The organism is Sporosarcina sp. P29 (genome assembly GCF_002743265.1).
Taxonomy (GTDB): domain Bacteria; phylum Bacillota; class Bacilli; order Bacillales_A; family Planococcaceae; genus Sporosarcina.
Genome location: NZ_PDYX01000001.1, coordinates 329499 through 355719 on the forward strand (window position 1 = coordinate 329499; position 26221 = coordinate 355719).

A 26221-nucleotide genomic window follows, 5' to 3' on the forward strand; every position below is an offset into this window, starting at 1 on the left:
AACCGGCATTTCGCTTTTTCTATTTGAATTTACTTAATTACCTTTAAAACTTGCTTAAATTCATCTGTCCCTGCCTTGCCAAGCAACTCATACAAAGCTGTTTCCACACACGTACCTGAGACACCAAGATGTTTCATCTTTTGCAAGCCAATCATTTTATTAGCTTCTGTTCTGGAAGTGACTGCATCTACTACTACTTCTACTTCATAGCCATGCTTCACAAGATCAGCCGCTGTCATGTAAACGCAAATATGCGTTTCAATTCCCGCAATTAATACTTGCTTTCTTCCCAGCTTCTCCAGTTGATTAACAAATTCTTCATTACCCATTGCGCTGAATGTCATTTTTGCAATCGGTTGCTGGCCTTCAAGCAAGTTCGATAACGTTTCAGTAGTCGGACCTAGACCATCAGGGTATTGTTCTAGCCATAGAATCGGCACATCCAATACTTGTAATCCTTTAATCAGTTTTTCCAGGTTATCATGCAATTCCTTACTTTCATTGACGATTTGTGCGAGCTTTCCTTGAACATCTACTAGTACGAAAACCGTTTGATTTGTTTGCAACACGTTTTATTCAACCCCCTTTTCTACATTCCTGCTAGTATAGCATGTTTGCAGATTTATTAGAAAACATCCATCTCTGTTTAGATACGTAAAAAACCGACTCTCTTTCGTTAGTGAAAGAGAGTCGGTTTGGAATGGTTATTAGTTTTGTACTGTCGCTTTTTGTTTTGCTTTTGCTTTCGCTTCAATACGTCGAGCATGCAAGATTGGCTCTGTATATCCACTCGGCTGTTCTACTCCTTTAAAGATCAGGTCAGATGCAGCTTGGAACGCGATGGAATCATCATAGTTCGGTGCCATCGGCTGATACAATTCATCATCCGCGTTTTGCTGATCCACTACTTTTGCCATTCGCTCCAACGTTTCCTCTACTTGTTCTTTCGTACAAACGCCATGACGTAACCAGTTTGCAATGTGCTGACTCGAAATTCGTAATGTCGCACGGTCTTCCATTAATCCGACATCATTGATATCAGGAACTGTTGAACACCCTACTCCTTGGTCGATCCAGCGAACTACATAACCTAGGATTCCTTGTGCGTTGTTATCTAGTTCCGATTGTACTTCTTCAGCAGACCAGTCCGCATTAGGTGCCAATGGAATATCAAGGATACCATCGCGGTAATCAATTGAACTATCGATTCCGGCTTGTACTTCTTTAACATTTACTTCATGGTAATGCAATGCATGCAAAATGGCAGCTGTTGGTGATGGAACCCATGCAGTGCTCGCTCCCGCTTTTGGATGAGCGATTTTCTGTTCAAGCATCGCAGCCATTAAGTCAGGCATAGCCCACATTCCTTTACCAATTTGCGCGTGTCCAGGTAGACCCGCTCCTATTCCTACTGCCACGTTTGCAGATTCATAAGAAGATAGCCATTCAGATGTCTTCATATCCGCTTTGCGAATGACTGGGCCTGCTTCCATAGATGTATGGATTTCGTCACCTGTACGATCAAGGAATCCAGTATTGATAAATGCAATACGCTCTTTCACTTCGTTAATTGCAGATTTCAGATTCAGTGACATTCTGCGCTCTTCATCCATAACCCCAATTTTAATCGTATTGCGCTCAACACCTAGTAGATCTTCAATACGATCAAATAGTTTGTTTGCAAATGCCGCCTCAGCTGGACTATGCATTTTCGGCTTTACGATGTAAATGGATTTGTGAAGCGAGTTTTTAAACTCTGCGTTTTCTTTAAAGTTATGCGTAGCAATCAAAGATGTAAGAACACCGTCCAAGATGCCTTCAGGTACTTCGTTGCCATTTTCGTCGAGGATCGCATTGTTAGTCATTAAGTGTCCTACGTTACGTACGAACATTAATGAACGACCACGCAGCGTCAACTGCTTGCCATCACCACCAGTATACGTACGATCGGCATTTAGTTTTCTTGTAACTGTTTTACTACCGCGCTTGAATGTAGATTCCAAGTCACCCTTCATTAGACCAAGCCAGTTACGGTATACGCCAACTTTATCTTCAGCATCCACTGCGGCAATCGAATCTTCACAGTCCATCAACGTAGAAAGTGCCGCTTCAAGTACTAGATCTTTCACGCCCGCTTTATCACTTTTACCGATTGGATTATTCTTGTCGATTGCGATTTCGATATGCAACCCATTATTCACTAACAATACAGCAGTCGGCGCGTCTTCACTGCCGTTATATCCAACGAACTTGGACTCATCTTGCAATAGAGCTGTGTTACCGCTTTCAAGCGTCACTTGAAGTTTACCTTCTACAATTTTATAAGCTGTTACGTCTGCATGAGAACCCTCAGCTAAAGGTGCTGCTTGATCTAATAAGTTCTTGGCAAAATCAATAACCTTCTGTCCACGAATCGGATTGTATTGAACACCAGCTTCAGCACCCGCTTCATCACTAATTACATCCGATCCGTAAAGTGCATCGTATAGACTTCCCCATCTAGCATTCGCTGCATTTAATGCATAACGAGCATTATCAATCGGTACTACTAATTGTGAGCCTGCTTGGTTTGCGACTTCATTGTCAACGTTAGCTGTTGTCACTTTGAAGTCCTCAGGAACTGGCTCTAAATAGCCAATCTCTTGTAAAAACTCTTTATATTTAGCGAAATCAATCTCGCCTTTATTATTTTGGTGCCATTCGCTAATGGTCTTTTGCAATTCATCGCGTTTTTCTAATAGCGCTTTGTTTTCAGGAGCAAGTTCATGAATGAGCGAATCAAAGTTTGTCCAAAATTGTTCATTTTGAATTTCTAAGCCCGGAAGAACTTCTTCTTTAACGAAGTTATATAGTTCTGTTGCGACTTGCAATTTACCTACTTTTTCATAGTTTGTCATGGATAAAAGCCACCCCTTAATATTTTTTGCGCTATTCTGTTGTATAACATATAGCGATGAACACCTATCATCGTCTAGTATTCGGCAACACCCCATAGCCTGTCGATCAAAAATCGACACATAAAAGACCAATGACTTCTTCGATTGAAGACGTGTTAGTACATATCATACCTAAAGTCTAGTATACTTTCAACCGAATTGTGAAAATTTCCACATCATTGCTATTTGGATTTAATACGTGCTATTTTCAACAGTTATATAACAGTAGAGCTATTATTCCGTTTCATTATTTAAGTTCACTATTTTTTAAAAAAGTAGCCTTGATTAAATTCTGTTAGCAAGTTGACACACTATTTTGCATGTGATAGCTTTAGAGACAATCATCTGAATTGAATAGTTTGAAAAGTAGGTGGAATGAAAATACTTTCATTTCTTAAAAGGGAATCCTTTTCTCGGAGCGGTCCCGCCACTGTGAAGACGCTGATGCGTCCAGCCAGACACCTGCCTATTTTTCATGACGCTTAATCCTACGGTGAATAGGGAAGTGTTAGACAGACGCAGTCTATAAACGCATGTTATTTATAGCATGTTATTTTATATGTACTCGCATTTCTAACATTTCCCCTAGAAATGTTTTTTTATTGCAAAAAAATTCAAGGGGGAAATTATCCATGGTAAAAAGCAGCATAGCGGGCTATCCCGTAATAGGTGAAAATCGTGAATGGAAACGAGCACTTGAGGCATTTTGGTCAAAGAAGATTTCAGAAGATGAGCTTCTTCAAACAACGAAAGAGATTCGCTTAGCGAACTTGAAGAAACAGCAAGATGCTGGGGTTGATGTCATTGCTGTAGGCGACTTTACATTGTACGATCGCGTACTGGATACGTCTGCGATGTTCGGAATTATTCCTTCACGGTATAACTGGAAAGGCGGACAAGTTTCTACTTCGACATACTTTTCGATGGCTCGTGGTAATGATGAGGCAGTCGCTTCCGAAATGACAAAATGGTTCAATACGAACTATCACTATATCGTGCCAGAATACGAAGGTCAGCGTTTTGAACTGACTGAAAACAAACCGCTAGCTGCTTATCGTGAAGCAAAGAAAGAACTAGGTATTGAAGGTAAACCTGTTCTACTTGGCCCCTATACATTACTTAAATTATCTAAAGGGTTTGAAGATAAAGATGTACCATCCATCATCCTACAACTGATTCCACTTTATCAAAGAGTACTAAAGGAATTACAGGATGAAGGTGTACAATGGGTTCAAATCGACGAGCCAATTCTATGTACATCGATTAGCTTAGATGAAATGAAGACCGTTACAGAAATTTATTCACAGCTGACGAAGAATCTGAATGGACTGAACATTCTTCTACAGACATATTTCGATTCAGTAGAACATTATACAGAAACAATCGCGTTACCAGTTGCAGCGATCGGTCTCGATTTCGTCCACGGACGCGAGAAAAATTTAGAATATCTGAAGCAATATGGTTTCCCTGGAGACAAAGTGCTTGCAGCAGGGATTATAGATGGACGAAACGTATGGCGATCAAATTTACATGAAAAACTAACATTGGCTGAAACTATCCATCAGCAAGTCTCACTTGATAAATTGTGGATTCAACCTTCATGTAGCTTGCTCCACTCACCTGTGACGACTCGCTCGGAACAGAAACTAGATCCAACTATCTTGAACGCATTAGCATTCGCCGACGAGAAGTTGCAAGAAATAAAAGCTATTCAAACAGCTCTACAATACGGAAAAGAAAAATTCACTAATGTATTTGAAAACAGTGAAGCAGCATTGACTGCATTTAACGCCCTTCCCGCACGCAATAATAAAGAAGTGCGTGAAGCGACTTCCGGAAGTCTACTCTCTGATAGTAAGCGGAATCTTCCTTTCGCGGAGCGTAAAGTAAAGCAACAGGAAAAATTCCAATTGCCGCTCCTTCCCACTACTACAATCGGTAGTTTCCCACAAACACCAGAAGTACGGGCTACACGGAATAAATGGAGAAAAGGCGAAATTACGAATCAGCAATACAAAGACTTCGTTCATGCTGAAATTAAAGAATGGATCGATATTCAAGAGGACTTGGGACTTGATGTCTTGGTGCATGGTGAATTTGAACGTACGGACATGGTGGAATATTTCGGTGAAAAGTTAGACGGCTTTGTCTTTACTGAAAAAGCATGGGTACAATCCTACGGTTCACGTTGTGTTAAGCCACCAATTATCTTTGGAGATGTTGCGTTCACGAAGCCAATGACTGTTGAAGAATCTGTTTACGCGAAATCTCTTACTGATCATGAAGTAAAAGGAATGCTTACGGGCCCTGTAACCATTTTAAATTGGTCATTCGTTCGTGATGACCTGTCCAGAGAAGAAGTGACAAACCAAATCGCACTTGCTTTGCGTAAGGAAATTGAAGCGCTTGAGGCAGCTGGTATTCATATGATTCAAGTCGACGAGCCAGCACTTCGCGAAGGTCTTCCATTGAAGGAAACTGAATGGAAACACTATCTAGATTGGGCTGTTAATGCATTCCGCGTATCTACTGCTTCAGTGGAGGATACGACGCAAGTTCATACGCATATGTGTTATTGTGATTTCAACGACTTTATCGAAGCGATTAGCGCACTGGATGCAGACGTAATCTCTATCGAAACTTCACGTAGTCACGGCGACTTGGTCGAGGCTTTCAATGAGTATCATTATGACAAAGGAATCGGTCTAGGCGTCTACGACATCCATAGCCCACGCGTCCCTGCAGTCGAAGAGATGACGGAAATTATCAACAAAGGTCTTGAAGTTCTCGAGCCTAACCAGTTCTGGATCAATCCGGATTGTGGTTTGAAGACGAGAAAGCGCGAGGAGACTGTTGCAGCATTGAAGAATATGGTGATTGCGACTGTACAGGCACGAGAAAAGTTAGGCGTAGTAGCGGTAAAATAACGAATTTAAGACAGTTCAAGAAATCAACACGATTTCTCGGACTGTCTTTTGTTCGTAGCGAGATGGATATAGAGCAACATGTATAGGAGTTCATGATGGGTTTTGCGCTACACAGGGACTAGTTAGAAGACGCCACCCCCTTGCAATGTCAGTGGGTGATGTAAGTACCCTCACTTGGTAAGTAGGATTGAAACGGAACCTCGAGCTTCAATCCTTTCGTTAACACACTATGAATTTGAATTACACAGTATAAAAGAGGACGCCCCGTGAAGTAAAGTAACTTCCAGGACATCCTCTTTTCACTTTATTAATAATCAGTCAAACTGCTTCGTTAGATTTGCCATCTCAATAGCGGACACTGCTGCGTCCCAGCCTTTGTTCCCCGCCTTAGTCCCTGCACGTTCGATTGATTGCTCAATCGTATCCGTTGTGAGTACGCCGAAGATTACCGGGACACCCGATTGCATGCCAGCTTGTGAAACACCTTTTGCCACTTCATTACAAACAAAGTCAAAATGAGGAGTTGCACCACGAATGACCGTACCGAGCGTAATGACTGCATCATACTTTTTCGAATCCGCCATTTTCTTTGCAATCAATGAGATTTCGAATGCGCCTGGCACCCATGCTATGTCTACATCTGCCTCGTCTACACCATGACGTTTGAACGCGTCCTGTGCACCTGAAAGTAACTTCCCTGTGATGAATTCGTTAAACCGCCCTACGACGATGCCTACCTTTAAACCCGTACCTACTAAATGCCCTTCGAATAAATTACCCATTTTCATCTCTCCTCATAAAGTTAATAAATGACCTAGTTTTTCCGCCTTTGTGTGTAAATACTTTTCATTCGCTTCATTAAAAGGTAGCTGGATTGCGACGCGTTCCACTACTTCCAATTCATATCCTTTTAAACCAGCGATTTTCTTTGGATTATTCGTTAACAAACGCATTTGCGTAATACCAAGTTCCCGTAGAATTTGTGCACCGATACCGTAATCACGTAAATCAGCAGCAAACCCAAGTTTTTCATTCGCTTCTACCGTGTCATAGCCTTGTTCTTGCAGTTCATAGGCTTTTAGTTTATTGATCAAACCTATACCTCTGCCCTCTTGTCGCATATACAACAATACACCGCGCCCTTCTTCTTCAATTTGGGAAAGAGCAGCTTGCAGTTGTGGACCACAGTCACAACGGCATGATCCAAAAACGTCACCTGTTAAACATTCTGAATGAACTCTAACTAGGACCGGTTCTAGCGTCGTAACATCACCTTTTACTAATGCAACATGTTCTTTTCCTGTCAAGGTTTCGGTATAGCCAACCATACGGAACTCGCCATAATCTGTCGGCAACTTAATCTCTGCTTCACGAATGACTAATTGCTCTCGCTGTAGACGATAATGAATGAGGTCTTGAATGGTGATTAGTTTCAAATCTAGCTCTTGCGCCATCTGACGTAACTCCGGTACACGCGCCATCGTTCCGTCCTCACTCATGATTTCACAAATTACACCGGCCGACGCGCTGCCTGCCAATCGCGCCAAATCTACTGCAGCTTCAGTATGTCCTGTACGTTCTAGTACACCACCTGACTTCGCTACAAGTGGAAATATATGCCCCGGACGTTTGAATTCGCCTGCTGTTGCATTCGTTTCCATCATTTTTACGATTGTATCTGCTCGTTCAAATGCACTGATTCCGGTATGCGTAGAGTTGTGATCGACACTAATCGTAAACGCAGTACCATGTGAATCTGTATTATTATCGGTCATCATTTGCAAACCTAGTTGTCTTGCTTTTTGTTCTGTTACGGGAACACAAATCAAGCCTCGACCTTTTGTTGCCATGAAGTTGATAATTTCAGGCGTAACCTTGTCGGCCAACGCCACAAAATCCCCTTCATTTTCTCGATCTTCATCATCCACCACGATAACAACTTTACCTTGACGTAAATCTTCTAACGCATCTTCGATTGTATGAAACATCTTCATTCACTCCTTCACATAAATCCGTGTTGTTGTAAAAAGTCTTTCGACATCGTTTGATCTGTATCTAGTCTTTTTCGCAACATGTTCTCAACATATTTAGCGAGCATATCGCATTCGAAATTGACTATATCCCCTACTTGCTTTTTCGCAATGACGGTCATTTCCTGTGAGTGCGGGATCAACGAAATCGTTATATCCGTATCCTTCACTTCGAAGATCGTCAATGAAGTACCATCCAATGCGATTGAGCCCTTATGTAATAAATAGGGATTATATCCTTGCGGTAAGGACAAGCGTATATATAACGCATTATCAACAGTTCGCTTTTCACGGATTGTGGCTATTCCATCTACATGTCCCGTGACAAAATGTCCACCCAATCTGCCATTTGCTGCGAGTGCTCGCTCTAGGTTCACAGGACTTCCCGTTGCTAATTTTCTTAAGGATGTAGAGGATACGGTTTCAGGCATAACGTCCGCCGCAAACCGGTCTTTTGAAAAGCTCTTTACCGTTAAACAGACACCATTGACCGCGATACTGTCTCCAACACTCACATCTGTCAATACAAGAGATGCAGCGATCGTTAGAGTCATAGATTGAGCACCAGGTTGTATTTGCTGAACTAAACCAATCTCTTCAATTATTCCTGTAAACACTGTTCAATCACTCTCTTTCAGTACAGCTGTGATTTTAATGTCCGGACCGATCATTTCCACACTTTCAAATGTTAACGGAAGAGCTTCACTCATCAATAGGGGGTCCAGTCCACTAATCGGTGTCAAAGATCCAATTCCACCTAGTAATTTGGGCGCTACGTAGCAAATGACTTTCTGCACAGCTCGCGCTTTTACGAATGAAGCATTAATAGCCGCCCCACCTTCTACGAGCAACGTCATGACACTACGTCTTCCTAGCTCTAGTAGAATATCTTCTACAATTAGTTGAGGTTTCTGCATTCGGATAATCTGGACATGCGGTTTCTTGAGTAACTTTTCACGTGATAATTCCGCATATTTTCCGCAAAAAATCCACGTCGGTGCTTCTGCATTTTGAATGATCTGGCTAGATTCCGGTGTTCGTAAAGATGTATCTAAAATAACTCGAATAGGATGTTGTCCACCTAGGGGCAGTCTGGTGGTGAGAAGAGGATTATCATGAAGAAGCGTTTGCACACCTACTAAAATTGCATCTTGCGTATGTCGAAGCTGATGGACATCGAGTCGTGCTTGCTCACTCGTCACCCACTTACTATCTCCTTTTGAAGTCGCAATCTTACCGTCTATCGTCATAGCTGTTTTCATTGTCACATGAGGTGTTTTGTTTTTGATAAAATGAACAAATGGTTCGTATAGTTTTTTTGCGCGTTCAACACAAACCGCCTCCGTTACCTCCACTCCTGCTCCACGAAGTTTTGCAATGCCTTTACCTGCGACAAGCGGATTTGGATCCGTTATCGCAACATAGACACGTTTGATACCCGCTTGAATAACGGCATCAGCACAAGGTGAAGTTTTACCAGTGTGTGAACAAGGTTCCAGCGTTACAAACAAATCAGCACCCGTTGCATTTGCTCCCGCCATATCAAGTGCGACTCGTTCTGCATGACGCTCTCCCGCTTGTAAATGTGCACCCATTCCAATAATTCGGCCATCTTTTACGATGACTGCACCTACCGGAGGGTTAGGAGAGGTTTGACCTGCCACATTTTCAGCGAGTTGCAAAGCCATTTCCATATAATTTTGATTCATTGAGCAACACTCCACTTACGGTATTCCTCTAGTGACAATTCTACATACAAAAAGCCCCGCAAAAGAGTATGCGGGGCTTGTAACCATGACTAAATAAACGTTATAAACAGTAATGAAAAATTCATTACATGTAGTATATACGCACTGTTCCTTCTCTCATCCAGACTTTAACTGTCGGCTTTGGAGTTTCACCAAATCCACCTTCTGCTTTAAATAAAGCATCCGGGTCACGGACTAAGAGCCTGTAAGCTCATCACCGTCGGTAGGGAATTACGCCCTGCCCCGAAGGAAACATATTCGATTAATTATGAGTCTAGCACATGTGATGACTAAATAACAACAGCTGAATAATTATTCAGATAAAAATACCCATTTGTCGACTGTAAATTGTTCCACTGCTTTCATGTTAGGAATATACCCTATACCATCTTCGGTCGGAACCGTAATATAACCTTCAGTAGCCACTACTTCTGGCGTAATAATATCTTGTTCCCAATAACGTGAAGACCCTGCTGTGTCGCCTGGCAACGTGAAATTAGGTAATGTCGTCAAGGCGATGTTTTGCGCTCGGCCAATACCCGATTCCAGCATGCCGCCACACCATACATCGATACCTTTTGTTGCACAATAATCATGGATTTTCTTCGCTTCTGATAAGCCACCCACTCTACCAATTTTCACATTAATAATTTTACAACTACCCAGTTCGATAGCTTTACGTGTATCTTCCAACGAATGAATACTCTCATCTAGACAGATAGGTGTCTTAATTTGTTTTTGCAGTGTTGCGTGATCAATAATATCATCCGAAGCGAGTGGTTGCTCAATCATCATCAAATTAAACTGGTCCAATTCTTTCAACAACTCTACATCCTCTAGCGTATATGCTGAGTTGGCATCCGCCATTAATGGTACATCAGGATAGGCTTGTCGAATGGCGCGAATCACCTCCACATCATACCCCGGTTTAATTTTCACTTTAATGCGCTTATATCCTTCTTCTATAAAGCTTGTAATATTGGCCAATAAATCTTCAACATTTTCTTCAATTCCAATGCTGATACCAACTTCAATACGTTGACGTTTCCCTCCGAGTGCTGCGGCGAGCGTCATATGGTGATGCTTCGCATATACATCCCATATCGCCCCTTCAATTGTTGCTTTAGCCATATTATTTTTGCGGATATGTCCAAATAAGCCACTTACTTCATCAGGATGTGTAATAGTTTTGCCAAGTACTGCTGGAATCAAGAAATCGCGCAGCATATGAATCGTAGTTTCGGTCGTCTCTTCACTATACCAAGGTGCCGTAAACGCGACAGACTCTCCCCACCCCTCATGACCATCCGCGTCTGCGACAGTCGCCAACAGAAAGTCTTTCTTCTGAATCGTTCCGAAACTTGTAGTAAACGGATGTTTCATCGTCATGTTCATTCTACGAAGTGTAACCGAATTAATTTTCATTGGATAAGCTCCTTTAATTTTGCAACGGAATAATGGATTTCTTGCAGAACCGATAGTATTGTACAGATTCTTCTGTTCTGCATACATCAATCAAAGCAAATCCTTCGCCACTCAGTTGCTGAAATATAGTTCTCGTCTTCATTCGCCATTCATAAGACAATTGCGGATTTTCTTTCTTGATCAATTGAATATGTTTAGGAACTGGTACTTCTATCGCTTCCGCCTGTAACCATTCATTCGTTTCCGGCAATTGCATGATCGGGTGCGCCTCATCACTCAAGCGAATTGGAAAGGGACGACTATACACTAGATTAGGTTGCCATTTCTCCAACACACGCGGACTATCAATCCACCAGGCAACTTGAAAACGATCAGTCGGCAAGCCTTTGTTTAACCCATCGTCCATTTTCCCATAGCAATCCACTATATAGTCATAACACACACCGTATAATTTTGAAGTATTCAAGTAGGCGTTGCGACTTTCAAGGGGGTCAAATGTCCAGACTATTAACCGATAGCCCATTTCGCGCGCAAGACGTAGTTGCTCTTCTTTTAACAACTTGCCAATACCTTTCATCTGAAATTCTTCATCAACCGCAAGCATATGAGAGCATAAATATATTTGGCCATTCGAATAACCTGCAAAACTATAAGAATAGCCGATCATTCGCTCCTCTAGAAACGCCCCAACAATCAATCCACCATTTTTGACCGCTGTAATAGTCTGATGGACAGGGATTGGTTCCATTCCCCAAATTTGTTTCTCAAGCATTTGCATGGAATGAATATCTTCGATAGCTGTCACTTTTCTGAGCTGTAAATCCTTCTTCATACTGTCACCTTCTATTTTTTTGATTGGAATGTTAATTCGATGGCAGTAGTCAGAATTTCAACTCCCGTTGCCAGCGCGTCTTGATTAAATGTCATGTCCGGATGGTGAAGTCCTGGTGTTAAGCCGCACCCCAAACCTAGCATTGTACTTTTAACAGTGGGCCGTTTGACAGAATAAAAATGGAAATCTTCTCCTCCAGGCGTGACAACGGTACGTGTAGTTTTCTCTTCACCCACCACTTTAGCAATCGCCTGATACAGTAGATCTTCCGCTTCAGTATTTACTTCCGCCGCGACCATTTCTGCCATTACTTCATAGTTGATTTCTACATCGTATTGTTTTTCTATCGCTTGAATTACACGCTCTACCTTTTCGTATAATTCATCCATAACTTTATTTTCCTGTGCGCGTAAATCCAAACTGAATTTTGCATTTCCTGGTATAATATTTGCAGATTCGCCTCCCGCTTGGAACATCGTCATCTTCGCCGAATGAGAAACCATTGGATTACAATGAATAGACTGTAAACCTCCCACTAACGAAGCGCCAACCTCAATGGCATTCTTTCCTTGATGCGGTCTTGCGCCATGTGCTTCCGTTCCTTTTATTGTTCCACTAATCATTTTCGCTGCACCGTGACGCAGTGAGGCAGCGGAGCAACCGTCAGCCATTTCATCTGCAGCCCGTACATGAACGCCAAATAAGTAATCTATATCATCGATCAACCCTTGCTCAAGAACAGCTAGCGCACCTTTCCCTTTCTCTTCTGCAGGTTGGAAGAATACTTTTAATGTTCCTTTTTGAGGAATTCCACGTTCTTTAGCCATAAGCAACGCGCCAACTCCCATTGTCATATGTCCATCATGTCCGCATGAGTGATTCGCTCGATAGACACCGTCCACTTCTTGCCACAATGCATCTATATCTACACGTAATCCAACTATTGGCTTGCCTTCACCGATCGTCACATATAATCCCGTTATTCCGTCGAAGACATGTACATTAAATCCTTCACGCTCAAGATATCCCTTCAAATATGCCGTTGTTTTTGTTTCTTTCCAACTCACTTCCGGATGACTATGCAAATGCGCAAACACTTCATCCAATTTCGGCTTCAGTAACTGTACTTGCTCATTCATTAAAGCGCCTCCCAAAATCTACTATTCATTGTTATATATTGAATTATTTAATCCTGACTTTTCAAACTTCTCAATAATTCTAACATAAAAAAGACTTCTCTTTCACGTTGTGTGAAAGGAAGTCTTTTTCGCATGGTTTAAAAAGTCCAAAGGATCATCATGCCAAATAATAACGTCATGTAATTGACTGAGTATAAGAACATGAAGTTAGCCCACTTATAATCATCTTTTGCATAGAACCCGTAGATACTAGCCGCAATATATCCAAGGTTCATCAATGTCGCGATGAAAATGAATGTAGTGCCGAACATCGTTAATAAAAACGGTAACGGCAATAAACATAGTACATACACGAGCATTTGGCGTTTAGTAAAATTAAAGCCATAAACGACAGGCAACATCGCCACATTAGCCGCACTATAATCTTTGTACTTCTTCATAGCGATCGCAAATGTATGAGGCATTTGCCAAATAAATAGTATAGCAACCAAAACAATCGGTACAACATGATCCGCCGGCATTATAGCTGCCCACCCAATGAGAGGGGTAACTGCGCCTGACACACTACCAATGACCGTATTTAAAGTATATTTGCGTTTAGACCACATGGTATAGGGTATTACATACGTAAACCATCCGATAAATGCATAAATTGCCGCTTCTAATGTAGTGAATAATAATAATAACATTCCAATTCCCGATAATATCAAACCAATATTTAATACGGTTTTTAAAGCAAAATTACCTGTCACAGTCGGACGGTTTTTTGTTCTTTCCATCACCGTATCAATATCAGAATCAAACCAGTTATTCATTACAAGCGCACCTGCAACAAGAAAGGTGCTACCTATCATGGTTAGCAGAAACACACCCCAGTTACCGGTGAGTGTCATACCTGAAAAATATAGTGCCAACCAAAACCCCGTAAAAACCGGAAATATATTCGCGATGAGTACAGGTCCTTTAACTAATGATTTAATATCCGAGAAGAAGGTAGACGCCGAGCGGCTTTGAGTAGTACTCGAAACAATATGGGCTTCTTTCGTCATATGGGTCCGTTCTCCTTTTACGTTACATTTAAATATTTTTTCCATTCGTACATATAACTATATCATTTTCTTAAAAGCAAAATCAAAAAATCAGGACAATTCCTTATAAACTGTTACAAAGATTTGTCCGAAGTGCATAAATAAACATATTGTATGATAAATTTTCCTTTTTTATACACAGTCAGCATACTATAAATTATCATTTGTCTCCATTATTCGACAAAGCCTGACCCTATACCCCTTATAGGCTAGCACCTCCGTTCACCCACCATGATCCATCGAACACCGTTTACTTTTTTCATTACAAAACACAGCTAAACATCTCTTTAAAAGCGCATAAAATCAATAGTTTTCTAAATAATTAAATTGATATTAATTTAATTATCCTGTAAACTCGTTTAATAGTACCACGAGAAAAATGATGGTTTTTCCTTGATCTCTTGAACTATCTACACATTATATCTCATGTCTGATTTTAAGAGATTCGAGCAAAAAACAGCATTTCGTGATGAAAAAATATAAAAAAGAAAGGGTTTGATTTTTTGAGAAGGATTATGTTGTTTTTATCTGTCTTTACATTACTACTATTAACAGCGTGCGGTAATAGTGACAGCAAAGATTCAATTAGTACAATTAAACTGGCAGATGCAGGATGGGATAGTATTCGTATCCACAACGGCATTGCACAAATTATATTAGAAGAAGGCTATGGCTATGACACGGAGATAGTAAACGGTACTTCTTCTGCAACATTGCAAGCGTTGCAGCAAGGTGATCTACAAGTGTATACGGAAGTTTGGTCTGATAACTTGGGTGATGCGTATACAAACGCAATTGACAGCGGAGACATTGAATCCGTATCGACAAACTTCGACGATAACTCACAAGGCCTGTATGTTCCTACATACGTTATTAAAGGCGATCCAGAGCGCAATATTGAAGCAGTAGCTCCAGATTTAAAAACTATTAAAGACTTAGAAAAGTATCCCGAACTATTCAAAGATCCTGAAAACAAGGATAAAGGACGGATCATCGGTGCACCATCTAGCTGGATAATTAGTAAACACTTAGATGAAAAGCTAACTACTTATGGATTAAATGAAAAGTTTACGTATTTGGCTCCAGGTTCAGACTCATCTATCGTAGCGGACTTAGCTAGTGCATATAAAAAAGGTGAGCCTTGGGTTGGATATTACTGGTCCCCTACTTGGGTGACTGCAACATACGATTTAACTCTTCTTGAAGACGATCCATTTGATCAAGAGGCTTGGGATAAAGACAAGTCTGGCGCATTCCCTCCGAATGATGTTTTCGTCAGCGTTCACAAAGACTTGAAAACACAGGCTCCTGAAGTAGTAGAGTTCTTAAGCAATTACGAAACTAGCAGTGCATTAACTGAAGAAGCATTAGAGTATATGGGCGATAATGAAGCGAGTCCAGAAGATACTGCAAAATGGTTCATGAAGGAAAATGAAGAACTTTGGACTTCATGGGTACCTGAAGATGTTGCTGAGAAAGTAAAAGCAGCACTGTAATACTTCATAGATTTACGGGGTGGACGCTTTCCGCTCCACCCTTTTTAATTTGCACTAATACTAAAAGTAGAGAAAGAGAGGGACAAGCTAGTACGTCCTAGCTTACTGCCTATGAATGAATTCCCTAACGTCAGAATACCTATAGGAGATTATGTGGAGAAGTTTATTGATTTTCTTGCAATGAACTTTGGTTGGTTATTTGATTTTATCTTCACTATTGCTTCCACTACTATCCGAACGATTGAAACCGCTTTACTCGCAACACCTTGGTGGGCCATTATGATTATTGTTTTCCTACTTGGTTGGTATTTAAATTCCATTTTAAATGGTATCATGTTTGCCGCCTTTATCTTTTTGATTGGTTCCTTTAATTTATGGGAAGATACGATGACAACAGTTGCTATTATCGTCATTTCTGTTGTTCTATCCCTAGCAATCGGTATTCCAGTCGGTATCTTGATGGCATTTAGTAAAACTTTCTCTGTCATCATGCGTCCTCTATTGGATGCTATGCAGACGATGCCTACTTTTGTCTACTTGATACCTGTAATATTCTTCTTCCCTCTTGGGAACGTTCCTGCAATTATTGCGACCATCATTTACGCCTTACCACCAGTTATCCGTCTAACAGAACTCGGTATTCGAAATGTTGATTCTGAAGTGATTGAGTCAGCAGAATCATTCGGTTCTTCTCGAAATCAAATGTTGATGAAAGTACAATTACCACAGGCACTGCCTACTATGATGGCAGGAATTAACCAAACCACGATGATGGCTTTATCCATGGCCGTTGTTGGTTCTATGGTTGGTGCTCACGGTTTGGGTGAACGTGTACTATTCTCGATTAACCAAATCAATATTTCACTAGGATTCGAAGCGGGTATCAGTATCGTGTTCTTAGCGATTATTATTGACCGTTTAACAAATGGAGTGGCAAACCGCCTACAAAGTACAGGGAGGAGATCAGCATGACCGTAAAACTTAAAGTAGAAAATGTCACTAAGATCTTTGGTCCTCGCCCTAAGAAAATCATTCCAATGATTGAAAAAGGGGCTTCTAAGCGGGAAATCCTTGAAAAGACTGGACATACTGTAGGTGTCTATAACGCCAACATGGAAATCATGGAAGGTGAAACTTTCGTAATTATGGGCCTATCCGGAAGTGGTAAATCAACACTGATCCGTTGCTTCAACTTATTAAACAAGCCTACGTCAGGCGCAATCTATGTAGATGGTGAGAATATTGTCAAATATAATAAAGAACAACTGAAATTCTTCCGTCAGAAGAAAATCGCAATGGTTTTCCAGCACTTTGGATTATTCAGCCATAGAACGGTTATAGAAAACATTGAATACGGTCTGGAAATCCGCGGTTTATCAAAAAGTGAACGCCGCGATATAGCACAAAAGCATATCGATACGGTTGGCCTGAAAGGATATGAAAATCAGTATCCTGATGAATTATCAGGCGGTATGCGTCAACGTGTAGGTATTGCCCGTGCTTTGACGAATGATCCTGATATTCTTTTAATGGACGAGCCATTCAGTGCGCTTGATCCGCTCATTCGCAGAGAGATGCAAATGGAGCTTTTAGATATCCAGACACGCCTCCAAAAAACTATCATCTTCATCACGCATGATGTCAACGAAGCATTCCGTATCGGTGACCGCGTGGCGGTTATGAAGGATGGTCACGTAGAGCAAATCGGTACACCGGAAGAGTTGTTAGAAACACCCGCAAACGATTATATTATTGACTTTACTCGTGAAATTGACCGTTCGAAAGTGTTACAAGCAATGAATATTATGTCAAAACCATTAAGTGTCATGAACGGCAAAGATGGTTTGCATGTAGCGATTAAGAATATGGAAGAGCACGGCATTTCCAGTGTCTTCATTACAAATCGCGAACGACAGTTGCTTGGATTGGTAACAATTGACGGTGCGATCGAAGGTGTCAAAAACAAAAAAACATTAGAAGAAGTGATGACAACCGATGTATTGACCGCTACTCCGGAGGAATATGTTCAAGATATTATTCCACGTGTACTGGATTCTAAATATCCACTTGTTGTTATAGATGAAACGAACCGTATTGAAGGTATTATTTTACGGGTTCATGTACTCTCAAGCATTATTAGCAACTCCGCTGAAGAAGAGGAAGACGAGGATATACTGATTACTCCTATTGAAACAGTTAATGTAACTAAATAACCAAAAGGGAAGAATGGGCAACTGCCCACTCTTCCCTTTTTTATTAATTCTTTCCGGAAACTCCAGCACTTTCAAAGGTTGCCATTTCATTGACCATTAATACAGCTGATTGAATGATACTGAACGCAACTGCCGCCCCAGTGCCTTCTCCTAGACGCATAGACAAGGACAATATAGGTTCTTTTTCTAAGTATTGAAATGCTTTTTGGTGCCCAGGTTCCATCGATTGATGACCAAGCAACATATATCCAGCTGCGCCTTTGCTTATGGTCTCCGCTGCACAAGCTGCCGCAGTGGAGATAAAGCCATCTAAGATAATGGGAACGCGTTTAGAAGCTGCCGCAAGCATCGCCCCTACCATGGCTACCAACTCTAGACCGCCGACCTTACGTAGCACATCATAGCCGTCTAAAGGATTAGGTTGATGAAGAGCTAGTGCCTCCCGAACTACTTTAATTTTATGAAGATGTTGATCAGACGATATTCCTGTTCCGTAACCAACTAGTTCTGCTGGATCTAGTCCTGTTATAGCCGCCACTACAGCACTGCTTGTCGTTGTATTACCGATTCCAACTTCCCCTACTACTAGGCAATCCACACCTTTTTCAAACAATGCTATCGCTTCTTCATAGCCAATCGTCAGTGCCTTTTCCACTTCTTCCTGGGTCATCGCCTCGGTGCGTAAGAAGTTCTCTGACCCTTGTCGAATCTTCCGGTCTTTCACCGGTTCTGGAAATGAGTCCCCTATTACACCCACGTCAACCAATGAAAACTCTGCTTGTTGCTGTCTGCTGAATACATTGATTGCCGCGCCACCTACCGCCATATTCTCTACCATTTGACGTGTAACAAGTTGCGGAAATGCGGAAATCCCTTCTTCTACAATTCCGTGATCTGCTGCGAATACTACTACACCTAATTGATTAATGCTAGGTATTTTTCGACCTTGTATCTCAGCCAATGTAATCACAATTTCTTCAAGTTTCCCTAAACTTCCAACAGGTTTCGTCAGTGTATCTACATATGCCTTCGCTTCCACTCCAGCTGATGTGTTTAATGCAGGGATCGTATACTGTTTCAAGTGATGACCTTCTTTCTTAAATATGTATAAGTATTCTTCTAGTTCTCTTTTAAGTATATCAGTAGACTATAATGTGTATCCAATTAAATATCTAGTATGCAAAGAATGTCGTTTAAAGGTATACTGTAGTTAGCGGATATGGCACACATTACGCTAGTTACATTACTATCAGAAAAGGGGCGATCCACATGATTAGTGAAAAATTAGCACAAGCGTTGAATGAACAAATGAACAATGAATTCGCCGCAGCACAAACCTACTTATCCATGGCATCTTACTGTGAATATCGCAATTACAACGGATTTGCGCACTTCTTTCTACAACAAGTAGAAGAGGAGCGTCATCACGCAATGAAAATTTATACTTATTTGAATGATCGTGGGATTCGTGCGATTATTACAGAAACACCTGCACCAGCTACTTCTTTTGATAACTTAGTACACACGTTTGAAGTGGCATTATTACAAGAAAAAGAAGTAACAAAATCATTTTATCAAATCATGGATATGGCATGGGAAGAAAAAGAGCACGCAACGATTTCTTTCTTGAATTGGTTCCTTGACGAGCAAGTAGAAGAGGAAGCGACATTCGATAGACATATCGAGTATTTAAAGCGTATCCGTGAAGATAAAAACGCACTGTTCATATACGAGAAAGAAATTTCTACACGTTCATTCGAAGCCGAATAAAAAAACAGGCAAGTTAGCGGTCCATAGACCTCTTGCTTGCCTGTTCTATTTCCGTGATATGGTTCAAACACGTTTCACATATACACTGTTTGTGTAGTTCTTCTTTTGGTATTTGTCGAAACACTTCTTCCGGAAAGTGCTTCTTAGTACACCAGCAACGCTCATCACTCGCGATTGTAGTACCACACAAGTTATTCCCCCTGCAAATCGGACATTCGCTTTTCATATATTCCCCTTTCTACAACCGATGCTTGTCCAACTCGGCCGTATTTTTCTTCTCTAACTCTTCTACACGATCTTCTAATTCCTTATTTCGTTTCATACTTTCCATTGAATACAAACCTGCTAGTAAAGCGACCACAAATGTTGCGTAGTTAAACCACTCCATACATTCCGCCCCTTTTTACTTTTGTTTTTTCAAATATATTTCATATACTTTTTTCAATGTGTCAGGTGTGAGTTCCATATTATTTTCATACATGTATTTCACTGCAAAACCTAGCGCCACCGTCATAGATCCGGCCACACTTGCGGCAACGACCATTCCCGCACCTGGAATCACTTTAACAATTTGACGGAAAGCCGTTTTTCCAACATTCCCTACTATGGTTGCTATAATAAGCTCTTTGGCATGGTCTTTCGTAATCGGTTTTCCATATAATGTAGACAACTTCAACATGAGGCCCACTTGCAATGTTGTCAACGGGATAAAGTCAGCACCCGGAATGGGAACTGCTCCAATTGCAGCAGCTGATGCACCGGCTGCGAGAATCCATCGTTTGGCAATGGACGATTTATCAGCCATGTTTGCTGCGAGTAAAAGATCTTTATTGGTATCTTTTAATTGCTGAAGAATTTCTTTTTGCAGAAATTCCATTTGCTCCCCTGTCTTTGACGAGATAGGAATAACTGGATAGGCAAACCCAGTATGCTCCAAAACATAGTTCAATAAACTCGGAATATCATCAGCTGCATCTATTTTATTTAGCACGAGAATGATTTTCTTGTTAAGCGTGGCTATTTTATTCAATGATTTTAGTTCCGTATCTGACAATACCGTACCCGCAGCATTCAAGAAGAAAAGAATCACATCTGCTTGATTATAAAATTTCAGCGTCTCATTTGAATGTTCTTGATAAATATCATCAAGTCCTGGTGTATCAACAAACAGTATATTATCTGTGTAATAAAATTTTTTAACTTCCTTCGTTTCCCCAGGTTGCGCTCCCACTTCCGCTACATCTTTTTGCATCAGACGGTTTAGTGTGGACGACTTCCCCGCATTGACGTCCCCTACCAATGCAATAAGGATTTCCTTTTTTAATTGCTCATTGATTAGATCAGATTCTTGTTTAAACACTTCATCAAATGATTCATCTGACATGAAATTCGGTGTTTTCATTGTAGCACTTCCCTCTGTTAAATTTGATTATTCTGACTACCTTATTGTGAAAAAGAGCATCAGTCATTCACTCTCTTTTGACTGATGCCCTACGCTATTTATCTAATTACTTAATAGTACGGTGAAATCAAGATATACACAAGTACTCCGGTGAAACTAACATATAACCAAATAGGCATCGTCCAGCGTGCAATTTTGCGGTGACGCGGGATCTCCATATTCCATGCTCTTGCGACACTTGTTAATGCTAATGGAACGATTGCAGCTGCTAGCACAATGTGTGAGAACAGGATGAAGTAATAGAATCCAGCTAAGAAACCACTACCGCCAAATGGTGTAGACTCCGATAAAAAGTGATATGCGACATACGTCACTAAAAATAGAGCGGTTGTGCTAAACGCTGCGTAGATAAAGCGTTCATGCAGTTTGATATTCTTTTTCAAAATCGCCACTAATGCACAGACGAGAAATATGAAAGTGAAACTGTTAAATATGGCATTCAATAGAGGTAAGATTGTAATATCGAATGCTGTGAAATTCTCTACACCCGGCATCCCTGCTAAGATGCCAATTGCACCGATGAGAATGACCGAAATAATGATAATCGCCGGACGGTAATTCCGTTTTTTGAAATTTGCAGGCGGTGTTGTTTGATTCGTATAGTTCATCTAGTAGCACTCCTAATTCTATATTCATAACTACCTTATATCGTATCATACGTAACACGCTATGCAGGTCAAATTTGTGTCGATTTTTGAAATTGCTCATCTGCTTCTTCTCTGAATTCATCAATAACTTTTATAAACTTGGCAATAGTAGGTGTCAAATAGGAATCTGCACGTCGTACAAAAACCGTTTTAATTTGGCTGTATTTTGGCGGCAGATGATAGCAATAAACTAACCCCTGATCTAACAGGTGGGAAACTGTTGATCTTGGAACGAATGTCACACCTAATCCTGCTGCTACACTTCCAAGGATCGTCTCCAATGTTCCGAACTCCATCATTTTCGTTGGCTTAAATTGCTCATCTTCAAGCCATGACTCTAGGCGTGCCCGATAACCACAACCCTTTCTAAAACAAAGGATTGGCTCATCTTTAATATCGTCAATGGATTGGAACGGTTTACTCGAAAGTAGCACGAGCTCTTCTTCGAGCACATCATGTACAGCTAGGTCAGGATGCATCGTACCTTCCGATATGAAAGCCCCGTCAAGTTGATGGTGAAGAACCTTAAACTGCAACCCTTCTGTTACACCTGTCAATAATGAAATATCGACTTGTTTATATTTCTTATTATATCTCGATAAAATAATCGGCAATTTGATGACAGTTTCTACAGAGCCTAGCTCGAGCTTTCCTGAAGGCTCTTTGTCATTCTGCACAACTTTTCTCATTTCATTAGTTAGCGATAAAATTTTCTCACTATAGATGAGAAGACGTTTCCCCTCTGGCGTCAAGATCATCCCCCGGTTATGTCTATTAAACAATGGCGTCTTTAGTTCAGCTTCGAGCTTCTGTATACGGGATGTGATATTTGACTGTACATAGCTTAATTCTTTCGCTGCCGCCGTGATTGTTCCCTTCTCTGCGACCATCTGGAATATCTCTAAGTCTTTAAATTCCATAGTTAGCCTCCTAGTAAAGTACTGTTATTTATATGATATCAATAAAATTGATAGTAGTCATCATTATTATTCGTTTTACGTGATGTCCAATATGGTGTTTACTAGAGATAGTACTTCAAGGAGGTTGCGTCTGTTGAAAAATAAAATTATCTGGGGAGCGTTTCTATGCTTTATAGCCAGTGTGTCATGGGGTGCAATGTTCCCAGTTGCCAATAGCGCGTTCAAAAATATCGACCCATTTTATTTCACATTAATTCGTTACGTTTCGGTAACACTACTACTTGTCGGCATACTATGGTTTAAAGAAGGAAAGGAAGCTTTTCGATTTGAAAAGAGAGGCTTATCGCTTTGGTTCTTCGGAACGATGGCATTCGTTGTCTATAACCTCTTTATTTTCTGGGGGCAAGACTTAATGGGACAACCTGGAACAATGGTTGCGTCCATTTCAGAGGCTATGATGCCGATGATTTCTATTGTTATTGTATGGATGATTAGTAGACACAAACCGCATGGCTTCACGCTGACTTGTGTATTTACTGCATTTGTCGGTGTAATGCTCGTGATCACAAAAGGTGACTTACGCACCTTCTTCACAGCAACAGATGACATCGTCCCTTCATTACTGATCTTCATAGCGGTAATCGGCTGGGTCATTTATACAATGGGTGGAAATCGATTTAGTGAATGGTCCGCATTGCGTTATTCTACTTTGAGCTGTTTACTTGGTACATTAACTGCATGTATAGTGGTATTCTTCGTAACGTTGACAGGTTACATTTCTGTCCCAACTGTAGAAACATTACAAGTGGTAACACCGCACATGTTGTTTATGATTGTATTCCCAGGTATTATCGCGTTAGTAGGTTGGAATGTTGGCGTACGTATCTTGTCTCCATTGAATGGTCTGTTGTTTATTAATTTCGTGCCGGTGACCACACTGGTGATTTCCTATATACAAGGATATCAGTTAACTATTTTTGATTATATTGGTACGGTATTTATTATCGCGGCGCTATTAGGAAATAACATATTCCTTCGTATTCAGCAAAAACGCAAAGATGAAGCCCGTCAATATAAAAAACATAGTATGCAACCTAGTGTATAATTCTACGTTAGAAATCTACTATATTAATTGAAACATAAAAACAAAGACACATTCCAAAAGTTTGGAATGTGTCTTTGTTTATTTGATGCGAAACTTTAAATCCCATATTCGTTCTATCTAAAGGCACAATAATTTCCATAATAGTTCCCCTTATGTTATTCATGAAATACTGGAACTTTTTATATTTATATCCTACTTTACTCATTCTATTTTTACAGTTGTATTTCCTCTTTAATATGATCATTTAAGTTGAGTTAATTGATTTATCTAACATAAGCTTTTACACTGTCAACACATGAAATAAGATAAACAGGAGTGAATGTATATGAAAAAATGGTGGCTTTTACCTGCACTCGCTGTATTTTTGGTTGCGTGCAGTAACGATCAGAAAGCAAAACCTGTAGAAGATAAAGACATCTCAGTTGATGAGATAGAGCCTGAGGAAGAATCAGCAGAACTTGAAGGTACTAAACCTGCCGACACTAAAGCTCCTCAGGAAGAAGCACCTGTAGAAGATGTGCCTGGTGAAGAACCAAAAGCATCATACGAACCTTCTAATTCTAACTTGTTAGGACATGAAGAAGCTGAAGTGTTAGCAGAGCATATTCCGATGAATGAGTTAATAGCACAAGTGGAAGTGGATAATCAGAACAAACGTATCATCCTGTATGAAAATGAAAGCGGACAAAAGGTATATAAGAGTATCTTCATAAAAGAAGATAATTATTTAAAAGTTATTGATTTGAATGACGATAATATATTGTATGAAGGAAACTTGTAATATAGATGAAAAACGCACAGACATCAGTTGTCTGTGCGCTTTTTCATTTTAAATATCTTCTAGCTGAAACATACTCTGACTTATACGGTTCCACTGTCATTGGGATGATTTCCACAGTACGCTTAGGGTTTGGCGCATGGATCATTTGACCGTTCCCTGCGTACATCCCTACATGATGAATGATTCCTTTACCTTTATTATAAGCAAAGAACATTAAGTCACCGGGTTGTAGATCATTTTTCTGTATTAACGTTCCGTTCAATGCTTGCACAGATGCATCACGCGGTATATCAATTCCATGCTGACGATAGACCGAGTATGTGAATCCGGAACAATCTAGGCCAAATCCTGAAGTACCTGCCCATAAATACGGTAATCCATCGAAGAGCTTGGCTGTATCCATGATTTGCTGGGTTGTAGGCTTTGGCATGACACCATCCGCTCCTACTATTTTCACTGCACTTTTATCCACGTACTTCACTCCGTCAGCAGGTGTCTGGACAGCAAGTTTATTATCCATAACATCCATGATCGGCAATGTCGTGTTGAAGCTAATTGAACGATGAGGTTGTTTACCGTTTTTATCCATCGTAAGTGTAGCTGATTTCGTCGTCACCATGGCTGTGTCGCATGTTGCATAGTTAGGATATACTGCCGTTAGATGATTCTTCGGCATCCATCCTGGGTAGCCTGCTGCATTTTTGGGGGAGCTTTGATCTGTTACAACCACTTGAACCCAGTCCCCTTTTGTTTGCAGGACTTTAACTGTTTGACCATATAGTGCTTGGGTTTCTAATTTACCTACTAGCCATTGTTTTTCACGTAAACTCATTGTAGCAATCCATTTCGTGATATCAGGTGTTTTGTTTGTAGCATAAGCATCTACTGTTCGCGACTTTCCTGGCTCTTTCCAAAGTGTCGTAACAGGTACATTGACTGTTTGAACGGGAGTGTTATTCGGCTTGTAACAGGCAGGTTGCTCTCTGAAGTCCGGCTCAAGAATTCGTGCCAGAAATACTGCAAAGTGTCCACGAGTTAACGTTTGATTTGGCTTAAACGTGTTATCCAAATAACCTGTCGTAATGGCATTTACAGATAGTTTTTGTATGTCGGATAACCCCCAATACGTTGTAGGTACATCACGAAATCGATACGTCGATTTGCCTGTCAGATTGAATGCGCGAACGAATACCGCCGCCATTTGTCCACGTTTCAAATTACCATACGGTTGAAATTCTTTTTTCTCATTGCCCATGAAAATACCTTCATCAACCATTGTGGCAATGAGTGCGTAGTGTGGATGAGACAACTTTACATCCGACAGTTTTGCATCTGGTCTATTATCTACAGGGATTTTCAGCGCACGTCGGATCATACCTGAAGCTTCGAGGCGTGTGATCGGTTCGTTTACACGGTATTTAGTGTTTGGTTTTTCTATGATGATTTCTTTTTCAACTAGATAGTGTATTTCATCAGCTGCCGAGTGCTGAGGTCGCACATCTTGGAAGACGTTGGCAAGTGAGGTGGTGGGGATTGCATATAGGACCAGCATTATAGTTAGTGCTATTGCATATATCTGTTTCAAGTCTAGGACACTTCCATTCTTTTAGGTAGTTTTGCCTTAACTATACCTGAGCGATAATTCTTTGTATAGAAAGAATTCAAATAAGTGTAACTGAGCTTAACTTATACCCACGCAAAA

General features: G+C 40.7%; 24 protein-coding genes and 2 riboswitches. Of the genes, 7 read left to right on the top strand and 17 right to left on the bottom strand.

Annotation, left to right across the window (positions count from 1 at the left end):
• Positions 1–29: 29 nt before the first annotated feature.
• Both CSV68_RS01560 and CSV68_RS01565 read right to left on the bottom strand, forming a co-directional pair.
• Entirely contained in the window at positions 30–569 is a 540-nt protein-coding gene (locus CSV68_RS01560) for a hydrolase (protein ID WP_099661315.1), read from the bottom strand.
• Between the two features lie 138 nt (positions 570–707).
• On the bottom strand, positions 708–2897 hold the full coding sequence (locus tag CSV68_RS01565; RefSeq protein WP_099661316.1) for a malate synthase G: 2190 nt from the start codon (positions 2895–2897) through the stop codon (positions 708–710).
• Positions 2898–3287: 390 nt separating this feature from the next.
• Positions 3288–3420: riboswitch (cobalamin riboswitch) on the top strand.
• Positions 3421–3568: 148 nt separating this feature from the next.
• On the opposite strand from CSV68_RS01565, the gene metE reads away from it, so the two are divergent.
• The gene (metE, locus tag CSV68_RS01570) at positions 3569–5863 is read left to right on the top strand and encodes a 5-methyltetrahydropteroyltriglutamate--homocysteine S-methyltransferase (RefSeq protein ID WP_099661317.1); all 2295 of its coding nucleotides are present in this window, start codon (positions 3569–3571) and stop codon (positions 5861–5863) included.
• A gap of 314 nt (positions 5864–6177) precedes the next feature.
• On the opposite strand, the gene ribH is transcribed toward metE, so the two are convergent.
• From ribH to cyoE, 8 genes are all read right to left on the bottom strand, one after another.
• Positions 6178–6645: a 6,7-dimethyl-8-ribityllumazine synthase gene (gene ribH, locus CSV68_RS01575; RefSeq protein ID WP_099634969.1), complete on the bottom strand. Its 468-nt coding sequence runs from the start codon at positions 6643–6645 to the stop codon at positions 6178–6180.
• 12 nt (positions 6646–6657) lie between these two features.
• Positions 6658–7851 carry a bifunctional 3,4-dihydroxy-2-butanone-4-phosphate synthase/GTP cyclohydrolase II gene (locus tag CSV68_RS01580; RefSeq protein ID WP_099634970.1) on the bottom strand — a complete coding sequence of 398 codons (1194 nt, stop codon included), beginning with the start codon at positions 7849–7851 and terminating at the stop codon, positions 6658–6660.
• A 14-nt stretch (positions 7852–7865) separates the two neighbouring features.
• The gene (gene ribE / locus CSV68_RS01585) at positions 7866–8510 is read right to left on the bottom strand and encodes a riboflavin synthase (RefSeq protein WP_099661318.1); all 645 of its coding nucleotides are present in this window, start codon (positions 8508–8510) and stop codon (positions 7866–7868) included.
• A 3-nt stretch (positions 8511–8513) separates the two neighbouring features.
• Entirely contained in the window at positions 8514–9602 is a 1089-nt protein-coding gene (gene ribD, locus CSV68_RS01590; RefSeq protein ID WP_099661319.1) for a bifunctional diaminohydroxyphosphoribosylaminopyrimidine deaminase/5-amino-6-(5-phosphoribosylamino)uracil reductase RibD, read from the bottom strand.
• Positions 9603–9746: 144 nt separating this feature from the next.
• Positions 9747–9896: riboswitch (FMN riboswitch) on the bottom strand.
• 57 nt (positions 9897–9953) lie between these two features.
• Positions 9954–11066 carry an o-succinylbenzoate synthase gene (gene menC / locus CSV68_RS01595; RefSeq protein WP_099634973.1) on the bottom strand — a complete coding sequence of 371 codons (1113 nt, stop codon included), beginning with the start codon at positions 11064–11066 and terminating at the stop codon, positions 9954–9956.
• 13 nt (positions 11067–11079) lie between these two features.
• Positions 11080–11898, bottom strand: coding sequence for a GNAT family N-acetyltransferase (locus CSV68_RS01600; protein WP_099634974.1), 819 nt, complete (start codon positions 11896–11898; stop codon positions 11080–11082).
• An 11-nt stretch (positions 11899–11909) separates the two neighbouring features.
• Entirely contained in the window at positions 11910–13037 is a 1128-nt protein-coding gene (locus tag CSV68_RS01605) for a M20 peptidase aminoacylase family protein (RefSeq protein ID WP_099661320.1), read from the bottom strand.
• A gap of 137 nt (positions 13038–13174) precedes the next feature.
• Entirely contained in the window at positions 13175–14086 is a 912-nt protein-coding gene (gene cyoE / locus CSV68_RS01610; RefSeq protein ID WP_099634976.1) for a heme o synthase, read from the bottom strand.
• A 542-nt stretch (positions 14087–14628) separates the two neighbouring features.
• Between cyoE and CSV68_RS01615 the strand changes: the two genes are divergently transcribed.
• The 3 genes from CSV68_RS01615 to CSV68_RS01625 all read left to right on the top strand — a co-directional run bounded on the left by CSV68_RS01615 (position 14629) and on the right by CSV68_RS01625 (position 17834).
• Positions 14629–15621: an ABC transporter substrate-binding protein gene (locus CSV68_RS01615; RefSeq protein ID WP_233192834.1), complete on the top strand. Its 993-nt coding sequence runs from the start codon at positions 14629–14631 to the stop codon at positions 15619–15621.
• Between the two features lie 153 nt (positions 15622–15774).
• Entirely contained in the window at positions 15775–16593 is an 819-nt protein-coding gene (locus CSV68_RS01620) for an ABC transporter permease (RefSeq protein ID WP_483315627.1), read from the top strand.
• The gene (locus CSV68_RS01625; RefSeq protein WP_099661322.1) at positions 16590–17834 is read left to right on the top strand and encodes a quaternary amine ABC transporter ATP-binding protein; all 1245 of its coding nucleotides are present in this window, start codon (positions 16590–16592) and stop codon (positions 17832–17834) included. Before CSV68_RS01620 ends, CSV68_RS01625 begins: the two co-directional genes overlap by 4 nt.
• Positions 17835–17877: 43 nt before the next feature.
• Here CSV68_RS01625 and cobT read toward each other — a convergent pair whose 3' ends face one another.
• Positions 17878–18915, bottom strand: a complete 1038-nt coding sequence (gene cobT / locus CSV68_RS01630) for a nicotinate-nucleotide--dimethylbenzimidazole phosphoribosyltransferase (RefSeq protein WP_099634980.1) — start codon at positions 18913–18915, stop codon at positions 17878–17880.
• 188 nt (positions 18916–19103) lie between these two features.
• Here cobT and CSV68_RS01635 point away from each other — a divergent pair, with 188 nt between their 5' ends.
• On the top strand, positions 19104–19604 hold the full coding sequence (locus tag CSV68_RS01635; protein ID WP_099634981.1) for a ferritin: 501 nt from the start codon (positions 19104–19106) through the stop codon (positions 19602–19604).
• Positions 19605–19617: 13 nt separating this feature from the next.
• Here CSV68_RS01635 and CSV68_RS01640 read toward each other — a convergent pair whose 3' ends face one another.
• From CSV68_RS01640 to CSV68_RS01655, 5 genes are all read right to left on the bottom strand, one after another.
• Positions 19618–19830, bottom strand: coding sequence for a cysteine-rich CWC family protein (locus CSV68_RS01640; RefSeq protein ID WP_099634982.1), 213 nt, complete (start codon positions 19828–19830; stop codon positions 19618–19620).
• A gap of 12 nt (positions 19831–19842) precedes the next feature.
• A complete protein-coding gene (locus CSV68_RS17110; RefSeq protein WP_158231548.1) occupies positions 19843–19992 on the bottom strand; it encodes a hypothetical protein in 150 nt (49 codons plus the stop codon).
• Between the two features lie 15 nt (positions 19993–20007).
• Positions 20008–21006: an Era-like GTP-binding protein gene (locus tag CSV68_RS01645; protein WP_099661323.1), complete on the bottom strand. Its 999-nt coding sequence runs from the start codon at positions 21004–21006 to the stop codon at positions 20008–20010.
• Between the two features lie 110 nt (positions 21007–21116).
• Positions 21117–21674, bottom strand: coding sequence for a DUF420 domain-containing protein (locus CSV68_RS01650; RefSeq protein ID WP_099634984.1), 558 nt, complete (start codon positions 21672–21674; stop codon positions 21117–21119).
• A gap of 68 nt (positions 21675–21742) precedes the next feature.
• The gene (locus CSV68_RS01655) at positions 21743–22633 is read right to left on the bottom strand and encodes a LysR family transcriptional regulator (RefSeq protein WP_099634985.1); all 891 of its coding nucleotides are present in this window, start codon (positions 22631–22633) and stop codon (positions 21743–21745) included.
• 133 nt (positions 22634–22766) lie between these two features.
• On the opposite strand from CSV68_RS01655, the gene CSV68_RS01660 reads away from it, so the two are divergent.
• Positions 22767–23738: a DMT family transporter gene (locus tag CSV68_RS01660; protein ID WP_099634986.1), complete on the top strand. Its 972-nt coding sequence runs from the start codon at positions 22767–22769 to the stop codon at positions 23736–23738.
• 325 nt (positions 23739–24063) lie between these two features.
• Positions 24064–24519 (top strand): hypothetical protein, encoded by a 456-nt coding sequence (locus tag CSV68_RS01670; protein WP_099661325.1) that lies wholly within the window; start codon positions 24064–24066, stop codon positions 24517–24519.
• Positions 24520–24562: 43 nt separating this feature from the next.
• On the opposite strand, the gene CSV68_RS01675 is transcribed toward CSV68_RS01670, so the two are convergent.
• Positions 24563–26104 carry an NlpC/P60 family protein gene (locus tag CSV68_RS01675; protein WP_099661326.1) on the bottom strand — a complete coding sequence of 514 codons (1542 nt, stop codon included), beginning with the start codon at positions 26102–26104 and terminating at the stop codon, positions 24563–24565.
• Positions 26105–26221: the final 117 nt, after the last annotated feature.

Coding starts and splice junctions, on each gene's coding strand:
- CSV68_RS01565 (WP_099661316.1), bottom strand. CDS start 2,897: ATGACAAACTATGAAAAAGTAGGTAAATTGCAAGTCGCAACAGAACTA.
- metE (WP_099661317.1), top strand. CDS start 3,569: ATGGTAAAAAGCAGCATAGCGGGCTATCCCGTAATAGGTGAAAATCGT.
- ribH (WP_099634969.1), bottom strand. CDS start 6,645: ATGGGTAATTTATTCGAAGGGCATTTAGTAGGTACGGGTTTAAAGGTA.
- CSV68_RS01580 (WP_099634970.1), bottom strand. CDS start 7,851: ATGTTTCATACAATCGAAGATGCGTTAGAAGATTTACGTCAAGGTAAA.
- ribD (WP_099661319.1), bottom strand. CDS start 9,602: ATGAATCAAAATTATATGGAAATGGCTTTGCAACTCGCTGAAAATGTG.
- menC (WP_099634973.1), bottom strand. CDS start 11,066: ATGAAAATTAATTCGGTTACACTTCGTAGAATGAACATGACGATGAAA.
- CSV68_RS01600 (WP_099634974.1), bottom strand. CDS start 11,898: ATGAAGAAGGATTTACAGCTCAGAAAAGTGACAGCTATCGAAGATATT.
- CSV68_RS01605 (WP_099661320.1), bottom strand. CDS start 13,037: ATGAATGAGCAAGTACAGTTACTGAAGCCGAAATTGGATGAAGTGTTT.
- cyoE (WP_099634976.1), bottom strand. CDS start 14,086: ATGACGAAAGAAGCCCATATTGTTTCGAGTACTACTCAAAGCCGCTCG.
- CSV68_RS01625 (WP_099661322.1), top strand. CDS start 16,590: ATGACCGTAAAACTTAAAGTAGAAAATGTCACTAAGATCTTTGGTCCT.
- CSV68_RS01635 (WP_099634981.1), top strand. CDS start 19,104: ATGATTAGTGAAAAATTAGCACAAGCGTTGAATGAACAAATGAACAAT.
- CSV68_RS01640 (WP_099634982.1), bottom strand. CDS start 19,830: ATGAAAAGCGAATGTCCGATTTGCAGGGGGAATAACTTGTGTGGTACT.
- CSV68_RS17110 (WP_158231548.1), bottom strand. CDS start 19,992: ATGGAGTGGTTTAACTACGCAACATTTGTGGTCGCTTTACTAGCAGGT.
- CSV68_RS01645 (WP_099661323.1), bottom strand. CDS start 21,006: ATGAAAACACCGAATTTCATGTCAGATGAATCATTTGATGAAGTGTTT.
- CSV68_RS01650 (WP_099634984.1), bottom strand. CDS start 21,674: ATGAACTATACGAATCAAACAACACCGCCTGCAAATTTCAAAAAACGG.
- CSV68_RS01655 (WP_099634985.1), bottom strand. CDS start 22,633: ATGGAATTTAAAGACTTAGAGATATTCCAGATGGTCGCAGAGAAGGGA.
- CSV68_RS01670 (WP_099661325.1), top strand. CDS start 24,064: ATGAAAAAATGGTGGCTTTTACCTGCACTCGCTGTATTTTTGGTTGCG.